Genomic DNA, 16,118 nt, shown 5'->3' with positions numbered 1-16,118 from the left:
ACGAGGGTCACGTGGCGCCCGGCGTGTGGACCGTTCTTTGTCGGAACTCCATGAAGCGGCCGCCTCCCGCTTTGTCGGCCGCTGACGGTGATCGAACGTTCACTCCTGGCATAGCGTCAACCTGTCCCTTCCACCCTCACCCCCGCGGAGTACCGATGAGCACCGCCGCCGCCCCCGTCCGCTCCCTCCGGGCGGGCACCGTCCTCGCCGACCTGATCCCCGCGAGCCGCGCCCGCGACATCGCCCTGGTCGTCGGCGGCGCCGCCCTCACCGGTCTCGCCGCGCAGATCTCGGTCCCGGTCCCCGGCTCCCCGGTCCCGGTCTCCGGCCAGACGTTCGCCGCCCTGCTCGTCGGCACCGCCCTCGGCGCCCGCCGGGGCTTCCTCTCCCTCGCCGTGTACGCCCTGGTCGGCATGGCGGGCGTCCCGTGGTTCGCCGAGGCGAAGTCGGGCTACGCGATGCCGTCCTTCGGCTACGTCCTCGGCATGCTCCTCGCCGCGACCGTCGTCGGCGCCCTGGCCCGCCGCGGCGCCGACCGCTCGGTGCTCCGCACGGCCGGCGCGATGGTCCTGGGCTCCGCGATCGTCTACGCGGTCGGCGTGCCCTACCTGGCCCTCGCCACCGGCATGACCCCCGGCCGGGCCGTCGCGGCCGGCCTCACCCCGTTCCTGATCGGCGACGCCCTCAAGGCGGCCCTCGCGATGGGCGTCCTCCCGGCCGCCTGGAAGCTCGTGGGCCGCAAGGGCTGAGCCCCGTACGCACGCGAAGAGGGCCCCGGCGGAACGCGCCGGGGCCCTCTTCACGTCCGTACGGACGCGGTTCTCGCACGCGGTGGCGCGGTCACCGCTCCAGGGGGGTCTTCGGGGAGGTCTTCGCGATCCGCTCCCTGACCAGCGCCACCGCGACCACGAGCGCCGCCACGAGCAGCGAGAGGAGGACCTGCTCCCGGGCGCTGCCGCCGTCGTAGACCATGTAGCCGAGGACGAAGACGATCATGCCGATCGTCGCCCAGGTCAGGTACGGGAAGAGCCACATCCGCACGACCAGCTTCTCCGGCGACTCGCGCAGGATGATCCCGCGCATCCGCAGCTGGGTCACGCAGATGACCAGCCAGACGAAGAGCGCCACCGCGCCGGAGGAGTTCAGCAGGAAGGCGAAGACGGTGTCCGGCCACTCGTAGTTGAAGAAGACGGCGACGAAGCCGAAGACGACCGAGCCGAGGATCGCCGCCCGGGGCACGCCCCGCTTGCCGACACGGGCGAACGCCTTCGGCGCGTCGCCGCGCCGCCCGAGCGAGAAGGCCATGCGGGAGGCGGTGTAGAGGCCCGAGTTCAGACAGGACAGGACGGCCGTCAGGACGATCACGTTCATGACCTGGCCGGCGTGCGGGATGCCGATGGAGTCGAGGGCGGCGACGTACGAGCCCTTCTCGACGATCGCCTTGTCGTTCCACGGCAGCAGGGTCAGGACGACGAGGATCGAGCCCAGGTAGAAGACCGCGATCCGCCAGATCACGCTGTTGGTGGCCTGGGAGACCGCGCGCTGCGGGTCCTCCGACTCGCCGGCCGCCAGGGTGACGATCTCGCTGCCCATGAAGGAGAAGACCACCATCAGCACGCCGGTGAGGATCGCGCCCGCGCCCATCGGGAAGAAGCCCCCGGTGTCGGTGAGGTGTGCGAACCCGGTGCCCGGGTTGTCCGAGCCCGGCAGCACCCCGAAGGCCGCGAGCAGGCCGACGACGACGAAGGCGCCGATGGCGACGACCTTGATGCCGGCGAACCAGAACTCGAACTCGCCGTAGGAGGCGACCGAGGCGAGGTTGGTGGCGGTGAGCACCAGCATCACGATCAGCGCCCAGCCCCACTGCGGCACGGCCGGGACCCAGCCCTCCAGGATCTTGGCGCCCGCGGTCGCCTCGACGGCGAGCACGACCACCCAGAAGAACCAGTACAGCCAGCCGATGCTGAAACCGGCCCAGCGGCCGAGGGCCTGGTCCGCGTAGGCCGAGAAGGAGCCGGAGGAGGGCCGGGCGGCGGCCATCTCGCCCAGCATCCGCATCACGAAGACGACCATGACGCCCACGAGGGCGTAGGAGAGGAGGATCGCGGGCCCGGCGGCGGCGATGCCGGAACCGGAGCCGACGAAGAGGCCGGCGCCGATGACGCCGCCGATGGCGATCATCGAGAGGTGGCGGTTCTTGAGGCCCGCCTTGAGGCCGTCGGGGGAGTCGGGCGTTCCGGGGGTGCCGGCCGTCCCGCCGTCCTTCGTCAGGGTCGGTTGCGTGTTCATGGACGCTTCCTCGTGTCTGGGGGGTGCTCGGGTCGCGAGCCCCGGTATTCAACCCCGTGGAGGGGGATGATCGGAATACCTCATTCCGGATTGTTGCGCGGACGGTCTCCCGGAGGGCGAAGGTCCGTACCGGGCCGGACGGAGGACCCGACCCCGCTGCCGGATACCCGGGTCCGGACGTGCCACACTCGGCTCCATGCGCGTCTACATCGGTTCCGACCACGCCGGCTACGAACTCAAGAACCACCTCGTCGAGTGGCTGAAGGCCCACGGCCACGAGCCCGTCGACTGCGGTCCCCACGTCTACGACGCCCTCGACGACTACCCGCCGTTCTGCCTGCGCGCCGCCGAGCGGACGGCCGCCGACCCGGACTCCCTGGGCATCGTCATCGGAGGCTCCGGCAACGGCGAGCAGATCGCCGCGAACAAGGTGAAGGGGGTGCGCGCCGCCCTCGCCTGGAGCGAGCAGACCGCCGCCCTCGGCCGCGAGCACAACAACGCCAACGTGATCTCGGTCGGCGGCCGGATGCACACCCGGGAGGAGGCGACCACGTTCGTGGAGATCTTCCTGAACACGCCCTACTCGGGCGACGAGCGCCACACCCGCCGGATCGACATGCTCACCGCGTACGAGAACACCGGAGAGCTGCCCCCGATCCCGGCCCACCACCCGCAGGAGCCGACCGCCTGATGCCCGAGGGGCACACCATCCACCGGCTGGCCGCCGACCACCGCGAACGGTTCGGCGGCCGGCCCGTGCGCGTCTCCAGCCCCCAGGGCCGGTTCGCCGACTCGGCGGCCCTGCTGGACGGTGCCGTCCTGGAGACCGCCGAGGCCCACGGCAAGCACCTCTTCCTGGGCTTCGCGGGCCTCGGCCAGGTCCACATCCACCTCGGCCTCTTCGGCCGGGTGACCTTCGGGGACGCCCCGGCCCCGCCGCCCGCCGACACGGTCCGGCTGCGGCTGGCGAACCCCGAGGCGTACGTGGACCTGCGCGGCCCCACCACCTGCGCCCTGATCACGGACGACGAGAAGCGGGCGATCCACGACCGCCTCGGCCCCGACCCGCTCCGGGACGGCGACGACCCGGACAGGGCGTGGCGCCGGATAACGAGGTCCCGCACCACGATCGCCGCACTGCTCATGGACCAGAAGGTCGTCGCCGGCGTCGGCAACGTCTACCGCGCCGAGGTCCTCTTCCGGCACGGCATCGACCCGTACCGCGCCGGCAAGGACCTCACGGCGGGGGAGTGGGACGCGATCTGGACCGACCTCGCCGCACTGATGCGCGAGGGCGTCCGGCTCAACCGCATCGACACCGTACGGCCCGAGCACACCCCCGAGGCGATGGGCCGGCCGCCCCGCGTCGACGACCACGGCGGCGAGGTCTACGTCTACCGCCGCGCCCACCTGCCCTGTCTCGTCTGCGGCACCACGGTCCGCACGGCCGGCCTGGCGGCCCGCAACCTCTTCTGGTGCCCCGGCTGCCAGACCCGCTAGCGGACGGCGCCGGTCCGGAGCGGGGGCACGGCGCCCCCTCCGCGTCGCCCTTCCGCGTCCCGTCACCGGGGTACCCCTACGCGACACCGGCCGGGATGGATAGGGTCCAGCCCAATGGGACACCGCACGGGAGTGGACACGTACGCGGCCCGGACGCGCAGGCGCGCACGCCGGGTCCGCACCGTGCTGCGCAGATCCGCCGTCGACCACTTCCGGGGGGACGGCGCCGACTGGCTCGCCTTCGCCGGTCTCCTCCTCATGATCCCGGCCATCGCCTGCGGCACCCTCCTGAACCCCGTCTGGTGCGCGCCCACCGCCCTCGCCCTGCCCATCGTGGCCGGCGGCCTGCTGCTGCGCCCCGCCAGCCTGCTCGGCCTGTACGCGGCCGCCGCCGGCGCCCTCATCGTCGAGTCCGTCGTCCTCGGCCCGTACACCCGGGGCCCCGCCCGGGTCACCCCCGGCACCGTCCTGGTCGTCGCCGCCTGCGGCTTCTTCGGACTCCTCATCGCCCAGTTCCGGGCCCGCGTCGGCGTGCCCTGGCGGCGCGGCGGCACCATGCTCTTCGACCTGCGCGAACGCATCCGCGTCCAGAGCGCCCTGCCCCGGCTCCCCGCGGGCTGGCACCGCGAGATGGCGCTGCGCCCGGCCGGCGGCCAGTCCTTCTCCGGCGACTTCGTCGTCGCCGCCCGCACGCACGACGGACGCACCCTGGAGGTCGTCCTCACCGACGTCTCCGGGAAGGGCATGGACGCGGCCTCCCGTTCCCTGCTGCTCTCCGGCGCCTTCGGCGGCCTCCTCGGCTCGCTCCCGCCGCACGGCTTCCTGCCCGCCGCCAACGGCTACCTGCTGCGCCAGGACTGGGACGAGGGCTTCGCCACCTCCGTCCACCTCGTCCTCGACCTGGAGTCCGGCGACTACGAGCTCTACTCCGCCGGGCACCTGCCCGCCCTCCAGCTCCACGCGGGCAGCGGACGCTGGGAGGAGAAGGCCGCCGAGGGCCCGCTCCTCGGCGTCTACGACGGCGCCGAGTTCCACCCGGTCAAGGGTTCCCTGCGCCCCGGCGACGTCCTCATGCTCTTCACCGACGGGCTGGTCGAGGCCGCCGACCGGGACATCGCCGAGGGCATCGACCGGCTCACCGGCGAGGCCGACCGCTGCGTCGCCGAGGGCTTCGAGGGCGTGGCCCGGCACCTCATCGAGGCCGTCGCCAAGGACGTCAACGACGACCGGGCGCTGCTGCTGATCAGCCGCCGCTCCTGACGGCCTCCCCCGGGCACGATGTGATCTTCCGCTCGACGGTTCGTCACCGGGCAGCGGGGGCATGGGGGTTGGTGGCACGATGGGGACAGCGGGGGGTGTTCCGGGACACGGACTCCCTGGTGGGCAAGGCGGGACCGACCGAGGGTGTGATCTGTTGTGGCCATTTCGCTGTCTGTGGTGTTGCTGTTGGCGATCATCATGGTGGTGCTGATCCGCGGGGGGAGCCTCAAGGGCGGTCCCGCCGTGGTCGCGGTCCTCTTCGGCTTCTTCCTCGCCTCCACCGGGATGGCCGACGACATCCAGCGCTTCCTGGACTCGATAACGCAGACGGTCGCGTCCATCAAGTTCTGACGGGCCCCGGACCGGCCACGGGCCCCGGACCGGCCACGGGCCCCGCCGATTCCGGCGGGGCCCGTGGCGGTGGGGTGCCGCGTGCCGTCAGAAGAAGACGACGCCGTTCCGGTCCGGTACGGACAGTGCCGCCGGGGTGCCCAGCGAACCGTCCTCGGCGGCCGGGTGGAGCAGCAGGGGCCCCGAGCGGCCGCCGCTGACCAGATCGCTCCGCCCGTCACCGTCCAGGTCCCCGACGACAGCCACGAGGGGACGCTGCCGCGCGGTCCAGCCGGACGCGGCGACAGTGGTCGGCGTCCCCAGGACCCAGGGCTCGGCCGTGCCGTACTCGAGGGGGAAGTACTCCAGCGTCCCCCGCCTGGCGTCCCGGGCCCAGAAGAAGGGCATGCCCGACTCGGCGGGCCCGTCCGAGAAGTGGACCGACTTCGCCGCCCAGCCCTTCGCGGCGAGGACGGACGGCTCGCCGACGCTCGGCCGGCCATAGGTGTTCAGGTCGAAGAGGAGGAGCCGGTCGCCCTCCTTGGCCAGCAGCAGGGAGCTCTCGTCCCGGCGGAACGCGACGTCCGTGACGCGCGACCAGTCGTAACCGGTGATCTCCACGGGAGCGCCGAAGCCGCCCTCGCCGTCGCCCGGGTGGACGAAGAGCTTCCCGTCCCGGAGCGCGACGACGTCGTTGCGGACGTCGTTGTCCAGGGCGGGCCCGTCCCGGTGGGTGATCCACCCCGCCCGCACGAGCCGCGCACCCGACCAGTCCCGTTCGTCCGCGACCACGGGCGCGGCGAAGCCGCCGCCCTCCAGGCCGGCCCGCAGCGTCAGCTTCCCGTCCGCGCCGACGCCGAGGAGGTCGGCGCGGCCGTCACTGGTGTAGTCGCCGAAGGGCTCGGCGAACGGGTACGCCACCCGGTACAACTCCTGGAGCGTCTCGGAGACGTTGCCCGCCCGGTCGACCGTCCGGGCGTGGAGGACCGTCGGACCGGGGCGTTCGGGCGAGGCGAAGGAGGCGGTCGCGGTCCCGTCCGCCCCCACGGGCGCCCACTGGCTGTCGCAGTCGTCCTCGGACACCCCTATCATCCGCTCCGGGTTGAAGCAGACGCCCTTCGCCTCGGTCCCCGGCGGCAGGCTGAACCGCACGGTGCGGACGACCCCGGAGGGCGCCCCCTGCGGGTACCGCTCGGCGTCCGTGAACGTGACCGAGGGGGCGGCGGGCGCCGTGTGGTCGGTCCGGAAGCCGCAGGGCGCGGTCCATCCCGAGACGCCGTCGGCGCCCTCGATCCGCGCCTGCCACCAGTACGGTCCCTCCGCCGGCACCTGGTCCCGCAGGACGGAGAGGCGGGCCGTCGATCCGGGAGAGGTGGAGACGGGGACGTCGACGACCGGTGTCTCCCCGGCGCCCTCCCGCCACACCCGGAAACGGGCCTCCAGGTGCTGCCAGGCACCGTCGCCCGCCACTCCGACGGACAGGCTCAGATCCGTGTTCCCCACCCACGGCAGCTCGCCGGCGGTCGCGCACCCGCCCGGCCAGAGCGTGGGCCCGGTCGGCGTGTACGGAAGCTCCGCGGCCCGCGCGGGCCCGGCGCCCAGCATTCCGGCCGCGCAGGCCAGCGCCAGCGCGGTCACCACGACCGGCCGTCTCGCCCTTCCCGTCCCGTTCCCCATGGAATTCCCCTCCCTCGATCCGATGATCATCAGAAGGAACATAGCGACTGCCCGGCCGGCCGCGTGGCGAATAAGGGAGGCGGGAAACGTCACCGGAGCGGCCCGGAGGAACCCGGAAACGACCACGGCCCGGATCGCGCGAGGCGAACCGGGCCGTGGACCTGTGGAGCGGGTGACGGGAATCGAACCCGCGTAGCTAGTTTGGAAGACTAGTGCTCTACCATTGAGCTACACCCGCACAGCATCGCGCCGCAGGTCACCAGGACCGCGGCACGAAGAGCATGGTAGCGGGTCCGCACCCCTCTTCGCACACCCGGAGCACGCTCCGCGAAAGAGGGAGCGCCGGACAGTCCCCGTGCATGTACCCTACGTGTCGCACCGACGGGGTGTGGCGCAGCTTGGTAGCGCGTCCGCTTTGGGAGCGGAAGGCCGTGGGTTCAAATCCCGCCACCCCGACCACGACGACCGTATGCCCGCCCCGGGCGTTCTTGATCATGTTGTGGCCGTCCTCCCGCTTGCGGTTACTATGCAAGCTGCGTGCCCGTGTGTCTTTCTGACCGGGCCGATCGGCCGGAACCGCTTCGCGCGGGCCCGGCGGAATCCAGGAATCAGCCACAAGGAGACCGAACCGTGAAGAGCGCCGTGGAGACCCTGAACCCGACCCGGGTTCGGCTCACTGTCGAGGTGCCCTTCGAGGAGCTCAAGGACAGCCTCGACGCGGCGTACAAGAAGATCAACCAGCAGGTCACGGTCAAGGGCTTCCGCAAGGGCAAGATCCCGGCTCGCGTGATCGACCAGCGGTTCGGCCGCGGCGCCGTGCTGGAAGAGGCCGTCAACGACGCGCTCCCGAAGTTCTACACCGAGGCCGTCAACGAGGCCGAGGTCAACCCGCTCGGCCAGCCCGAGGTCGACATCACCGAGCTGAAGGACGGCGAGCTGCTGGCCTTCACCGCCGAGGTGGACATCCGCCCGGCGATCGAGATCCCGGACTACTCCGGCATCGAGGTCACCGTCGACCCGGTCGAGGTCACCGACGAGGACGTCGAGAAGTCCGTGGAGCAGCTCCGCGAGCGCTTCGCCTCGACCTCCCCGGTCGAGCGCGCCGCCCAGGACGGCGACGTCGTCACCATCGACCTGGAGGCCAAGGTCGACGGCGAGGTCCTGCCCGACGGCGTCGCCAGCGACGTCTCGTACACCATCGGCTCGGGCGAGCTGCTCGACGGCATCGACGAGGCCGTCAAGGGCCTGGAGGCCGGCGGCGAGGCCACCTTCACCTCGCAGCTGAAGGGCGGCTCCGCCGAGGGCAAGGACGCGGAGGTCACCGTCAAGGTCACCGCCGTCGCCGCCCGCGAGCTTCCCGGGCTGGACGACGAGTTCGCGCAGATGGCGTCGGAGTTCGACACCCTCGACGAGCTCAAGGCCGACAGCCGCAAGCGCCTCGAGAACATGAAGCAGTTCGACCAGGCCACCCAGGCCCAGGAGCGCGTCCTCGACGAGCTCCTCAAGCTGGTCGAGGTCCCGATGCCCGAGAAGCTCCTCGAGGACGAGATCAACACCCGCAAGCACAACCTGGAGCACCACCAGCTCGGCCAGATGGGCATCGACCTCGCGAAGTACCTGGAGCTCCAGGGCAAGACCGAGGAGGAGTTCCTGGCCGAGACCAAGGAGCAGGCCGAGAAGGGCATCAAGACCCAGTTCATCCTGGACGAGCTGGTCAACCGGGAGAAGCTCGACGTCTCCCGCGAGGAGCTCACCGAGCACCTGTTCCGCCGTGCCGCCTCCTCCGGCATGAGCCCCGACCAGTTCGCCCAGGCCGTGGCCCAGGGCGGCCAGGTGCCGATGCTCGTCGGCGAGGTCGCCCGCGGCAAGGCCCTCGCGGTCGTCGTCGAGGCCGCCAAGGTCGTCGACACCAACGGTGAGGTCGTGGACCTCTCCGACGACGAGGACGAGGCCGACACCGCCGTCGAGGCCGCCGACGCCGACTCCCCCGAGAACTCCGAGGGCTCCGAGGAGAAGTAGGCCGGGGAAGCGGCGAGGGGCCCCGCGCCCCCGCCCGGTCCCGTCCCGCGGGCCCGTACGCACCGACCGTGCGTACGGGCCCGCGGGCGTACCGGGGGGCCTTCCGGGGACCCGGCGCGGGGCCGGGCCGGGAGGGCCGCGCGCGCCCGCCGGAAGGGCCCTGCGGCGCCCCAACTACCTTGCGCTCCCAGCGAACAGTTCGGGAACCGGGATGGCGTTGTCCCACCTGCGCGTTAGGGTCCATGAATACGGGGCAGTGCCCTCTGAACGAGACGCTGAGACGGCCCCGGGCCGTCGGAGACGAGCAGGTGGATACGTGACGAATCTGAAGCCTTACGCCGCGGGTGAGCCGTCCATCGGTGGCGGCCTCGGCGACCATGTCTACAACCGGCTGCTCGGCGAGCGCATCGTCTTCCTCGGCCAGCAGGTCGACGACGACATCGCCAACAAGATCACCGCCCAGATGCTCCTCCTGGCCGCCGAACCGGACAAGGACATCTACCTCTACATCAACAGCCCCGGTGGCTCGGTGACGGCCGGCATGGCCGTCTACGACACCATGCAGTACATCCCGAACGACGTCGTCACCATCGGCATGGGCATGGCCGCCTCCATGGGCCAGTTCCTGCTGACCGGCGGCACCCCCGGCAAGCGCTTCGCGCTGCCGAACACCGACATCCTGATGCACCAGGGCTCCGCCGGCATCGGTGGCACCGCCTCGGACATCAAGATCCAGGCCGAGTACCTCCTGCGCACCAAGAGGCGCATGGCCGAGATCACCGCGCACCACTCCGGCCAGACCGTCGAGGCGATCATCCGCGACGGCGACCGCGACCGCTGGTTCACCGCGGAGGAGGCCAAGGACTACGGCCTCATCGACGAGATCATCTCTGCCGCTTCGGGCGTTCCCGGCGGCGGCGGCACGGGCGCCTGAGCCCCGCCGGCCAGCTCAAGAGCCCCAGCCCACCGAACGCCACCAGGACGGTGAACACCCAGATGTACAACAACCTCTCCATGAGCGGCCTCCACACCGGCGCGCCGATGGACAACCGTTACGTCGTGCCCCGCTTCGTGGAGCGCACCTCGCAGGGCGTGCGCGAGTACGACCCGTACGCGAAGCTGTTCGAGGAGCGCGTGATCTTCCTCGGCGTGCAGATCGACGACGCCTCCGCCAACGACGTCATGGCGCAGCTCCTGTGCCTGGAGTCGATGGACCCGGACCGCGACATCTCGATCTACATCAACAGCCCCGGCGGCTCCTTCACCGCGCTGACGGCGATCTACGACACGATGCAGTTCGTGAAGCCCGACATCCAGACGGTCTGCATGGGCCAGGCGGCCTCCGCCGCGGCCGTGCTCCTCGCCGCCGGCACCCCCGGCAAGCGGATGGCCCTGCCGAACGCCCGCGTGCTGATCCACCAGCCCTCCGGCGGCACCGGCCGCGAGCAGCTCTCCGACCTGGAGATCGCGGCCAACGAGATCCTGCGCATGCGCAGCCAGCTGGAGGAGATGCTGGCCAAGCACTCCTCGACGCCGATCGAGAAGATCCGCGACGACATCGAGCGCGACAAGATCCTGACCGCCGAGGACGCCCTCGCGTACGGTCTGGTGGACCAGATCGTCTCGACCCGCAAGAGCACGGCCGCCACGGTCTGACGCTCGACCTTCCCCTGGCACGGTGCACACGCCCCGGACGGCCTCGTGGCCGAATCGCGACCATGTGAACCGTGCCAAGGGGGGCCCGAACGGGGGGCCCGGCAAGGTACCGTCGAATATGAGGCACCAGGAGTCGCTGAACCAAGCACTCCCAGGCGAAGGGGAAGCACCTCGTGGCACGCATCGGTGATGGCGGCGACCTGCTCAAGTGCTCGTTCTGCGGAAAGAGCCAGAAGCAGGTGAAGAAGCTCATCGCGGGACCCGGTGTGTACATCTGCGACGAGTGCATCGACCTCTGCAACGAGATCATCGAGGAAGAACTCGCGGAGACGAGCGAGGTGCGCTGGGAGGAACTTCCCAAGCCCCGTGAGATCTACGAGTTCCTCGAGGGGTACGTCGTCGGGCAGGAGCCCGCGAAGAAGGCCCTCTCGGTCGCGGTGTACAACCACTACAAGCGCGTCCAGGCCGGTGAGAACGGCGGCGCGCAGGGCCGGGACGACGCCATCGAGCTGGCGAAGTCCAACATCCTGCTCCTCGGCCCCACGGGCTCGGGCAAGACGCTGCTCGCGCAGACCCTGGCCCGGATGCTGAACGTCCCGTTCGCCATCGCCGACGCGACGGCGCTGACGGAGGCCGGCTACGTCGGCGAGGACGTCGAGAACATCCTGCTCAAGCTGATCCAGGCGGCCGACTACGACGTCAAGAAGGCCGAGACCGGGATCATCTACATCGACGAGATCGACAAGGTCGCCCGCAAGAGCGAGAACCCGTCGATCACGCGCGACGTCTCCGGTGAGGGCGTGCAGCAGGCCCTCCTGAAGATCCTGGAGGGGACCACCGCCTCCGTGCCGCCGCAGGGCGGACGCAAGCACCCGCACCAGGAGTTCATCCAGATCGACACGACGAACGTGCTCTTCATCGTGGGCGGCGCCTTCGCCGGCCTGGAGAAGATCATCGAGTCGCGGGCGGGCGCCAAGGGCATCGGTTTCGGGGCGACCATCCGCTCCAAGCGCGAGATCGAGGCGAGCGACCAGTTCCAGGAGGTCATGCCGGAGGACCTGGTGAAGTTCGGGATGATCCCCGAGTTCATCGGCCGTCTCCCCGTCCTCACCTCCGTCCACAACCTGGACCGCGAGGCGCTCCTCCAGATCCTGGTCGAGCCGCGCAACGCGCTGGTGAAGCAGTACCAGCGCCTCTTCGAACTCGACGGCGTGGAGCTGGACTTCGACCGCCCGGCCCTGGAGGCCATCGCCGACCAGGCGATCCTGCGCGGCACCGGCGCGCGCGGCCTGCGCGCCATCATGGAGGAGGTCCTCCAGTCGGTGATGTACGAGGTCCCGTCCCGCAAGGACGTGGCCCGGGTCGTCATCACCGCGGACGTGGTCCGCGACAACGTCAACCCGACGCTGGTGCCACGGATCGTGAAGAACGACGGCAGGCACGAGAAGTCGGCCTGACGGCACCACGTACGCGTGAGGGGCGCCCCGCCGGACCGGCGGGGCGCCCCTCACGCGTACGGCGCGTCAGAGCTTGACGCGCACCTCCTTGCGGAGACCGGCGGCGATCGCGGCGGTCCCGTCCACGGTGCCCGCCTTTCCGGCCATCAGCTCGGCGAGGTTGAAGTGCATCACGTAGCCGATGGTGCTGTGGTCGCCCCAGACGCACACGGGCATGACCACTTCCTTCGGACCGGCGCCCCCGGCTTCGGAGTCCGGCTTGTACTGCATCTCCTGGCACTTCATCACGGCGCCGTCGAGGCCCGCGGGCGTGACCGCCCTGGGGGTGCCGAGGACCTGGCCCTTGCCCTGGTCCTTCTCGGCCTTGGCCTTGAAGGCGGCGAAGACGTTGTCCACGACCTTCTCGGGATCGTCGATCTGGCCGTACGTGCCGCCGAACGCCAGCATCTTGCCGGCGAGCGGGTTGACCTTGTTCTCGGCCCGCCACGAGCCGCCGACGTCCTGGGGGTTCTTGACCCCGAGCGCCGCCGAGTCCGCGAGGGGATCGTTGTCCGACTTCTTGTCCTTGTCGGGTGCCTTCTTGTACTCGGTGAGCACCGTCTCCGGGGTGACCAGCTTGTGCGGGCCGTCGTCCGCGACGGACGAGCCGCCACTGCCGAGCACGAAGTACGCGCCCACGGCGATCGCCGCGACCACGGCCACCGCGCCGACGACCAGACCCGCCCTGGACTTCTTCGGGGCGGGCGGGGGCGGCGGGTAACCGCCGGGGCCCTGGGGGCCGCCGTACTGCGGCTGCTGGCCGTACGGGCCGGGCTGGGGCGGGTAACCGTACGGGGGCTGCTGCGGCGGAACGCCCTGCGGAGCCTGCTGGGGGTACCCGTAGCCCGGCTGGGCGCCGTACGGCCCCGGCTGCGGCTGCTGGCCGTACGGGCCCGGCTGACCGTAGGGCCCGGGCTGCTGGGGCGGCTGGCCGCCGTACGGTCCCGGCTGGTGGTAGCTCATCGACAGGTTCCCCTCACAGGATGTTTATGCCTGTCCGACATCCTGGCGGAACGATCGGGCACCCGGTGCGGCGGGGGCCACACCGTTACCGAACAATCGAGTTTCGGGGCACCGCCGCGTCCCCCCTAAACTGACCCCGTGACCGAGAACACTCAGCAGCAGACAGCGCCCACCACCGAACTGCCGACCCAGTACGCGCCGGCCGAGGTAGAGGGGCCGCTGTACGAGCGCTGGGTGGAGCGCGGGTACTTCGAGGCGGACGCGAAGAGCGAGAAGCCGGCGTACACCATCGTCATCCCGCCGCCGAACGTCACCGGCTCGCTCCACCTGGGCCACGCCTTCGAGCACACGCTGATCGACGCCCTCACCCGCCGCAAGCGGATGCAGGGCTTCGAGACGCTGTGGCAGCCCGGCATGGACCACGCCGGCATCGCCACCCAGAACGTCGTCGAGCGCGAACTCGCCAAGGAGGGCAAGTCCCGCCACGACCTGGGCCGCGAGGCGTTCGTCGAGCGGGTCTGGGAGTGGAAGGCCGAGTCCGGCGGCCAGATCGCCGGCCAGATGCGGCGCCTCGGCGAGGGCCTGGCCTGGAGCCGGGACCGCTTCACCATGGACGAGGGTCTGTCCCGGGCCGTCCAGACCGTCTTCAAGAAGATGTTCGACGACGGCCTGATCTACCGCGCCGAGCGCATCATCAACTGGTGCCCGCGCTGTCTGACGGCCATCTCGGACATCGAGGTCGACTACCAGGACGACGACGGCGAACTCGTCTCCATGGAGTACGGCGAGGGCGAGGACACCATCGTCGTCGCCACGACCCGCGCGGAGACGATGCTCGGCGACACCGCCGTCGCCGTCCACCCCGACGACGAGCGCTACCGGCACCTGGTCGGCAGGCGGATCAAGCTGCCGCTGACCGACCGTACGATCCCGGTCGTCGCCGACACCCACGTCGACCCGGAGTTCGGCACCGGCGCCGTCAAGGTGACCCCGGCGCACGACCCGAACGACTTCGCCATCGGCCAGCGCCACGGCCTCGAATCCATCGAGGTCCTCGACGAGCGCGGCGTGATCACCGCCCACGGCCCCTTCCAGGGCCTGGACCGCTTCGAGGCCCGCTCCGCGATCGTCGCCGCCCTGCGCGCCGAGGGCCGGATCGTCGCCGAGAAGCGCCCGTACGTCCACTCGGTGGGTCACTGCTCGCGGTGCAAGACGACGCTGGAGCCGCGCCTGTCCCTGCAGTGGTGGGTCAAGGTCGAGACGCTGGCCAAGGCCGCCGGCGACGCGGTCCGCGACGGGCGGGTCGACATCCACCCGGCCGAGATGTCGCAGCGCTACTTCGACTGGGTCGACAACCTCAACGACTGGTGCATCTCCCGCCAGCTGTGGTGGGGCCACCGCATCCCCGTCTGGCACGGCCCGGACGGCGAGCTGGTCTGCGTCGGCCCGGACGAGGAGCCGCCCACCGGCGAGGGCTGGACGCAGGACACCGACGTCCTCGACACGTGGTTCTCGTCCGGCCTGTGGCCGTTCTCCACGCTCGGCTGGCCGGAGCGGACGCCGGACCTGGAGAAGTTCTATCCGAACTCCGTCCTGGTCACCGGCTACGACCTGATGTTCTTCTGGGTCGCCCGGATGATGATGTTCGGCCTGTACGCGATGGACGGTCAGCCGCCGTTCCGCACGATCGCCTTCCACGGCATGGTCCGCGACGAGTTCGGCAAGAAGATGTCGAAGTCGTTCGGGAACACGGTCAACCCGCTGGACTGGATGGACAAGTACGGTTCCGACGCCCTGCGCTTCACCCTGGCCAAGGGCGCCAACCCGGGCGTCGACGTCCCGATCGGCGAGGACTGGGTCCAGGCGTCCCGGAACTTCGCCAACAAGATCTGGAACGCCACCCGCTTCGCGATGATGAACGGCGCGACCGTCGAGGGCGAGCTGCCCGCTCCCGAGAAGCTGTCGGCGGCGGACCGCTGGATCCTCTCGCGGCTGAACAAGGTCGTCGCCGAGGCGGACGCGTACTACGACGACTACCAGTTCGCGAAGCTCGCGGACGCCCTCTACCACTTCGCGTGGGACGAGGTCTTCGACTGGTACGTCGAGCTGTCGAAGACGACGTTCTTCGCCGGCGGCGAGCAGGCCCGGGTCTCGGCCCGCGTCCTGGGCGAGGTCCTGGACGTCGTGCTGCGGCTGCTGCACCCGATCGTCCCCTTCGTCACCGACACCCTGTGGACCACCCTCACCGGCGGCGAGTCCCTCGTCGTCGCGGAGTGGCCGGCCGACTCCGGGTTCCGCGACGAGGCCGCCGAGCAGGAGATCGGGCTGGTCCAGCGGGTCGTCACCGAGGTCCGCAGGTTCCGCTCCGACCAGGGCCTCCAGCCCGGCCAGAAGGTTCCGGCCCGGGTCGACGCGACCGGCACCGCGCTCGCCCCGCACGAGGCCGCCATCCGCCAGATCCTGCGCCTCCAGCCGGAGGGCGAGGGCTTCTCCGCCACCGCCTCCCTGCCGGTCGCCGGGGCCACGGTCGCGCTCGACCTGTCGGGCACGATCGACGTGGAGGCGGAGCGCAAGCGCCTCGCGAAGGACCTCGCGGCGGCCGAGAAGGAGAAGGCGCAGGCCAACGGCAAGCTCGGCAACGAGGCGTTCCTGGCGAAGGCGCCCGACAACGTGGTCGAGAAGATCCGCACCCGCCTCGCCAAGGCGGACGAGGACATCGCCCGCATCCAGGCCCAGCTGGCGAACCTGCCGCAGGCGTGAGGACGGCGGTGGGGGCCCGGAAGACCTTCCGGGCCCCCACCGCCGTGTCCTGCCGCGTCCCGGGGCTTCCGCCGTGCCCCGCCGCGCCCGTCGTGCTCCCGGGCCTCCGGCGGCCCCGGGACCCCCGCCCGGCCGTTCCGGCGCCCCCCGGCCTCTGCCCGGCCCGTT

13 protein-coding genes and 2 tRNA genes are annotated in these 16,118 nt (G+C 71.1%); 11 read left to right on the top strand and 4 right to left on the bottom strand.

Going from position 1 to position 16,118, the window contains the following annotated elements:
* The first annotated feature begins 155 nt into the window (after positions 1–155).
* Entirely contained in the window at positions 156–749 is a 594-nt protein-coding gene (locus ACZ6AQ_RS11935; protein ID WP_468759433.1) for a biotin transporter BioY, read from the top strand.
* 91 nt (positions 750–840) lie between these two features.
* On the opposite strand, the gene ACZ6AQ_RS11930 is transcribed toward ACZ6AQ_RS11935, so the two are convergent.
* On the bottom strand, positions 841–2,289 hold the full coding sequence (locus ACZ6AQ_RS11930; RefSeq protein ID WP_468759431.1) for an amino acid permease: 1,449 nt from the start codon (positions 2,287–2,289) through the stop codon (positions 841–843).
* A 196-nt stretch (positions 2,290–2,485) separates the two neighbouring features.
* Between ACZ6AQ_RS11930 and ACZ6AQ_RS11925 the strand changes: the two genes are divergently transcribed.
* From ACZ6AQ_RS11925 to ACZ6AQ_RS11910, 4 genes are all read left to right on the top strand, one after another.
* Positions 2,486–2,980, top strand: coding sequence for a ribose-5-phosphate isomerase (locus ACZ6AQ_RS11925; protein ID WP_468759429.1), 495 nt, complete (start codon positions 2,486–2,488; stop codon positions 2,978–2,980).
* Positions 2,980–3,789, top strand: coding sequence for an Fpg/Nei family DNA glycosylase (locus tag ACZ6AQ_RS11920; RefSeq protein WP_468759427.1), 810 nt, complete (start codon positions 2,980–2,982; stop codon positions 3,787–3,789). Before ACZ6AQ_RS11925 ends, ACZ6AQ_RS11920 begins: the two co-directional genes overlap by 1 nt.
* Before the next feature lie 114 nt (positions 3,790–3,903).
* Entirely contained in the window at positions 3,904–5,049 is a 1,146-nt protein-coding gene (locus ACZ6AQ_RS11915) for a PP2C family protein-serine/threonine phosphatase (protein ID WP_468759425.1), read from the top strand.
* Between the two features lie 156 nt (positions 5,050–5,205).
* On the top strand, positions 5,206–5,400 hold the full coding sequence (locus ACZ6AQ_RS11910) for a hypothetical protein (RefSeq protein ID WP_190156661.1): 195 nt from the start codon (positions 5,206–5,208) through the stop codon (positions 5,398–5,400).
* A gap of 87 nt (positions 5,401–5,487) precedes the next feature.
* Here ACZ6AQ_RS11910 and ACZ6AQ_RS11905 read toward each other — a convergent pair whose 3' ends face one another.
* A complete protein-coding gene (locus ACZ6AQ_RS11905) occupies positions 5,488–7,086 on the bottom strand; it encodes a hypothetical protein (protein WP_468759423.1) in 1,599 nt (532 codons plus the stop codon).
* Positions 7,087–7,220: 134 nt separating this feature from the next.
* Positions 7,221–7,294: transfer RNA gene (locus tag ACZ6AQ_RS11900), tRNA-Gly, on the bottom strand.
* Positions 7,295–7,438: 144 nt separating this feature from the next.
* Between ACZ6AQ_RS11900 and ACZ6AQ_RS11895 the strand changes: the two genes are divergently transcribed.
* The 5 genes from ACZ6AQ_RS11895 (at position 7,439) to clpX (ending at position 12,188) form a co-directional block, all read left to right on the top strand.
* Positions 7,439–7,515: transfer RNA gene (locus ACZ6AQ_RS11895), tRNA-Pro, on the top strand.
* Between the two features lie 171 nt (positions 7,516–7,686).
* Positions 7,687–9,075, top strand: coding sequence for a trigger factor (gene tig / locus ACZ6AQ_RS11890; protein WP_468759422.1), 1,389 nt, complete (start codon positions 7,687–7,689; stop codon positions 9,073–9,075).
* Between the two features lie 316 nt (positions 9,076–9,391).
* The gene (locus ACZ6AQ_RS11885; RefSeq protein WP_388693112.1) at positions 9,392–10,009 is read left to right on the top strand and encodes an ATP-dependent Clp protease proteolytic subunit; all 618 of its coding nucleotides are present in this window, start codon (positions 9,392–9,394) and stop codon (positions 10,007–10,009) included.
* A gap of 62 nt (positions 10,010–10,071) precedes the next feature.
* Positions 10,072–10,731 carry an ATP-dependent Clp protease proteolytic subunit gene (locus ACZ6AQ_RS11880; protein WP_388693221.1) on the top strand — a complete coding sequence of 220 codons (660 nt, stop codon included), beginning with the start codon at positions 10,072–10,074 and terminating at the stop codon, positions 10,729–10,731.
* A gap of 173 nt (positions 10,732–10,904) precedes the next feature.
* Positions 10,905–12,188: an ATP-dependent Clp protease ATP-binding subunit ClpX gene (gene clpX, locus ACZ6AQ_RS11875; RefSeq protein WP_030210686.1), complete on the top strand. Its 1,284-nt coding sequence runs from the start codon at positions 10,905–10,907 to the stop codon at positions 12,186–12,188.
* Between the two features lie 66 nt (positions 12,189–12,254).
* On the opposite strand, the gene ACZ6AQ_RS11870 is transcribed toward clpX, so the two are convergent.
* Positions 12,255–13,190 (bottom strand): hypothetical protein, encoded by a 936-nt coding sequence (locus tag ACZ6AQ_RS11870; protein WP_468759420.1) that lies wholly within the window; start codon positions 13,188–13,190, stop codon positions 12,255–12,257.
* 138 nt (positions 13,191–13,328) lie between these two features.
* Here ACZ6AQ_RS11870 and ACZ6AQ_RS11865 point away from each other — a divergent pair, with 138 nt between their 5' ends.
* Positions 13,329–15,950: a valine--tRNA ligase gene (locus ACZ6AQ_RS11865; protein ID WP_468759419.1), complete on the top strand. Its 2,622-nt coding sequence runs from the start codon at positions 13,329–13,331 to the stop codon at positions 15,948–15,950.
* Positions 15,951–16,118 lie beyond the last annotated feature (168 nt).

This window comes from Streptomyces sp. NPDC041191 (genome assembly GCF_055591945.1).
The sequence above is the reverse complement of the archived record's forward strand: the minus strand, read 5'-3'. Positions and strand labels throughout refer to the sequence as shown.

Coding starts and splice junctions, on each gene's coding strand:
- ACZ6AQ_RS11915 (WP_468759425.1), top strand. CDS start 3,904: ATGGGACACCGCACGGGAGTGGACACGTACGCGGCCCGGACGCGCAGG.
- ACZ6AQ_RS11925 (WP_468759429.1), top strand. CDS start 2,486: ATGCGCGTCTACATCGGTTCCGACCACGCCGGCTACGAACTCAAGAAC.
- ACZ6AQ_RS11905 (WP_468759423.1), bottom strand. CDS start 7,086: ATGATCATCGGATCGAGGGAGGGGAATTCCATGGGGAACGGGACGGGA.
- ACZ6AQ_RS11935 (WP_468759433.1), top strand. CDS start 156: ATGAGCACCGCCGCCGCCCCCGTCCGCTCCCTCCGGGCGGGCACCGTC.
- ACZ6AQ_RS11880 (WP_388693221.1), top strand. CDS start 10,072: ATGTACAACAACCTCTCCATGAGCGGCCTCCACACCGGCGCGCCGATG.
- ACZ6AQ_RS11930 (WP_468759431.1), bottom strand. CDS start 2,289: ATGAACACGCAACCGACCCTGACGAAGGACGGCGGGACGGCCGGCACC.
- ACZ6AQ_RS11920 (WP_468759427.1), top strand. CDS start 2,980: ATGCCCGAGGGGCACACCATCCACCGGCTGGCCGCCGACCACCGCGAA.
- ACZ6AQ_RS11870 (WP_468759420.1), bottom strand. CDS start 13,190: ATGAGCTACCACCAGCCGGGACCGTACGGCGGCCAGCCGCCCCAGCAG.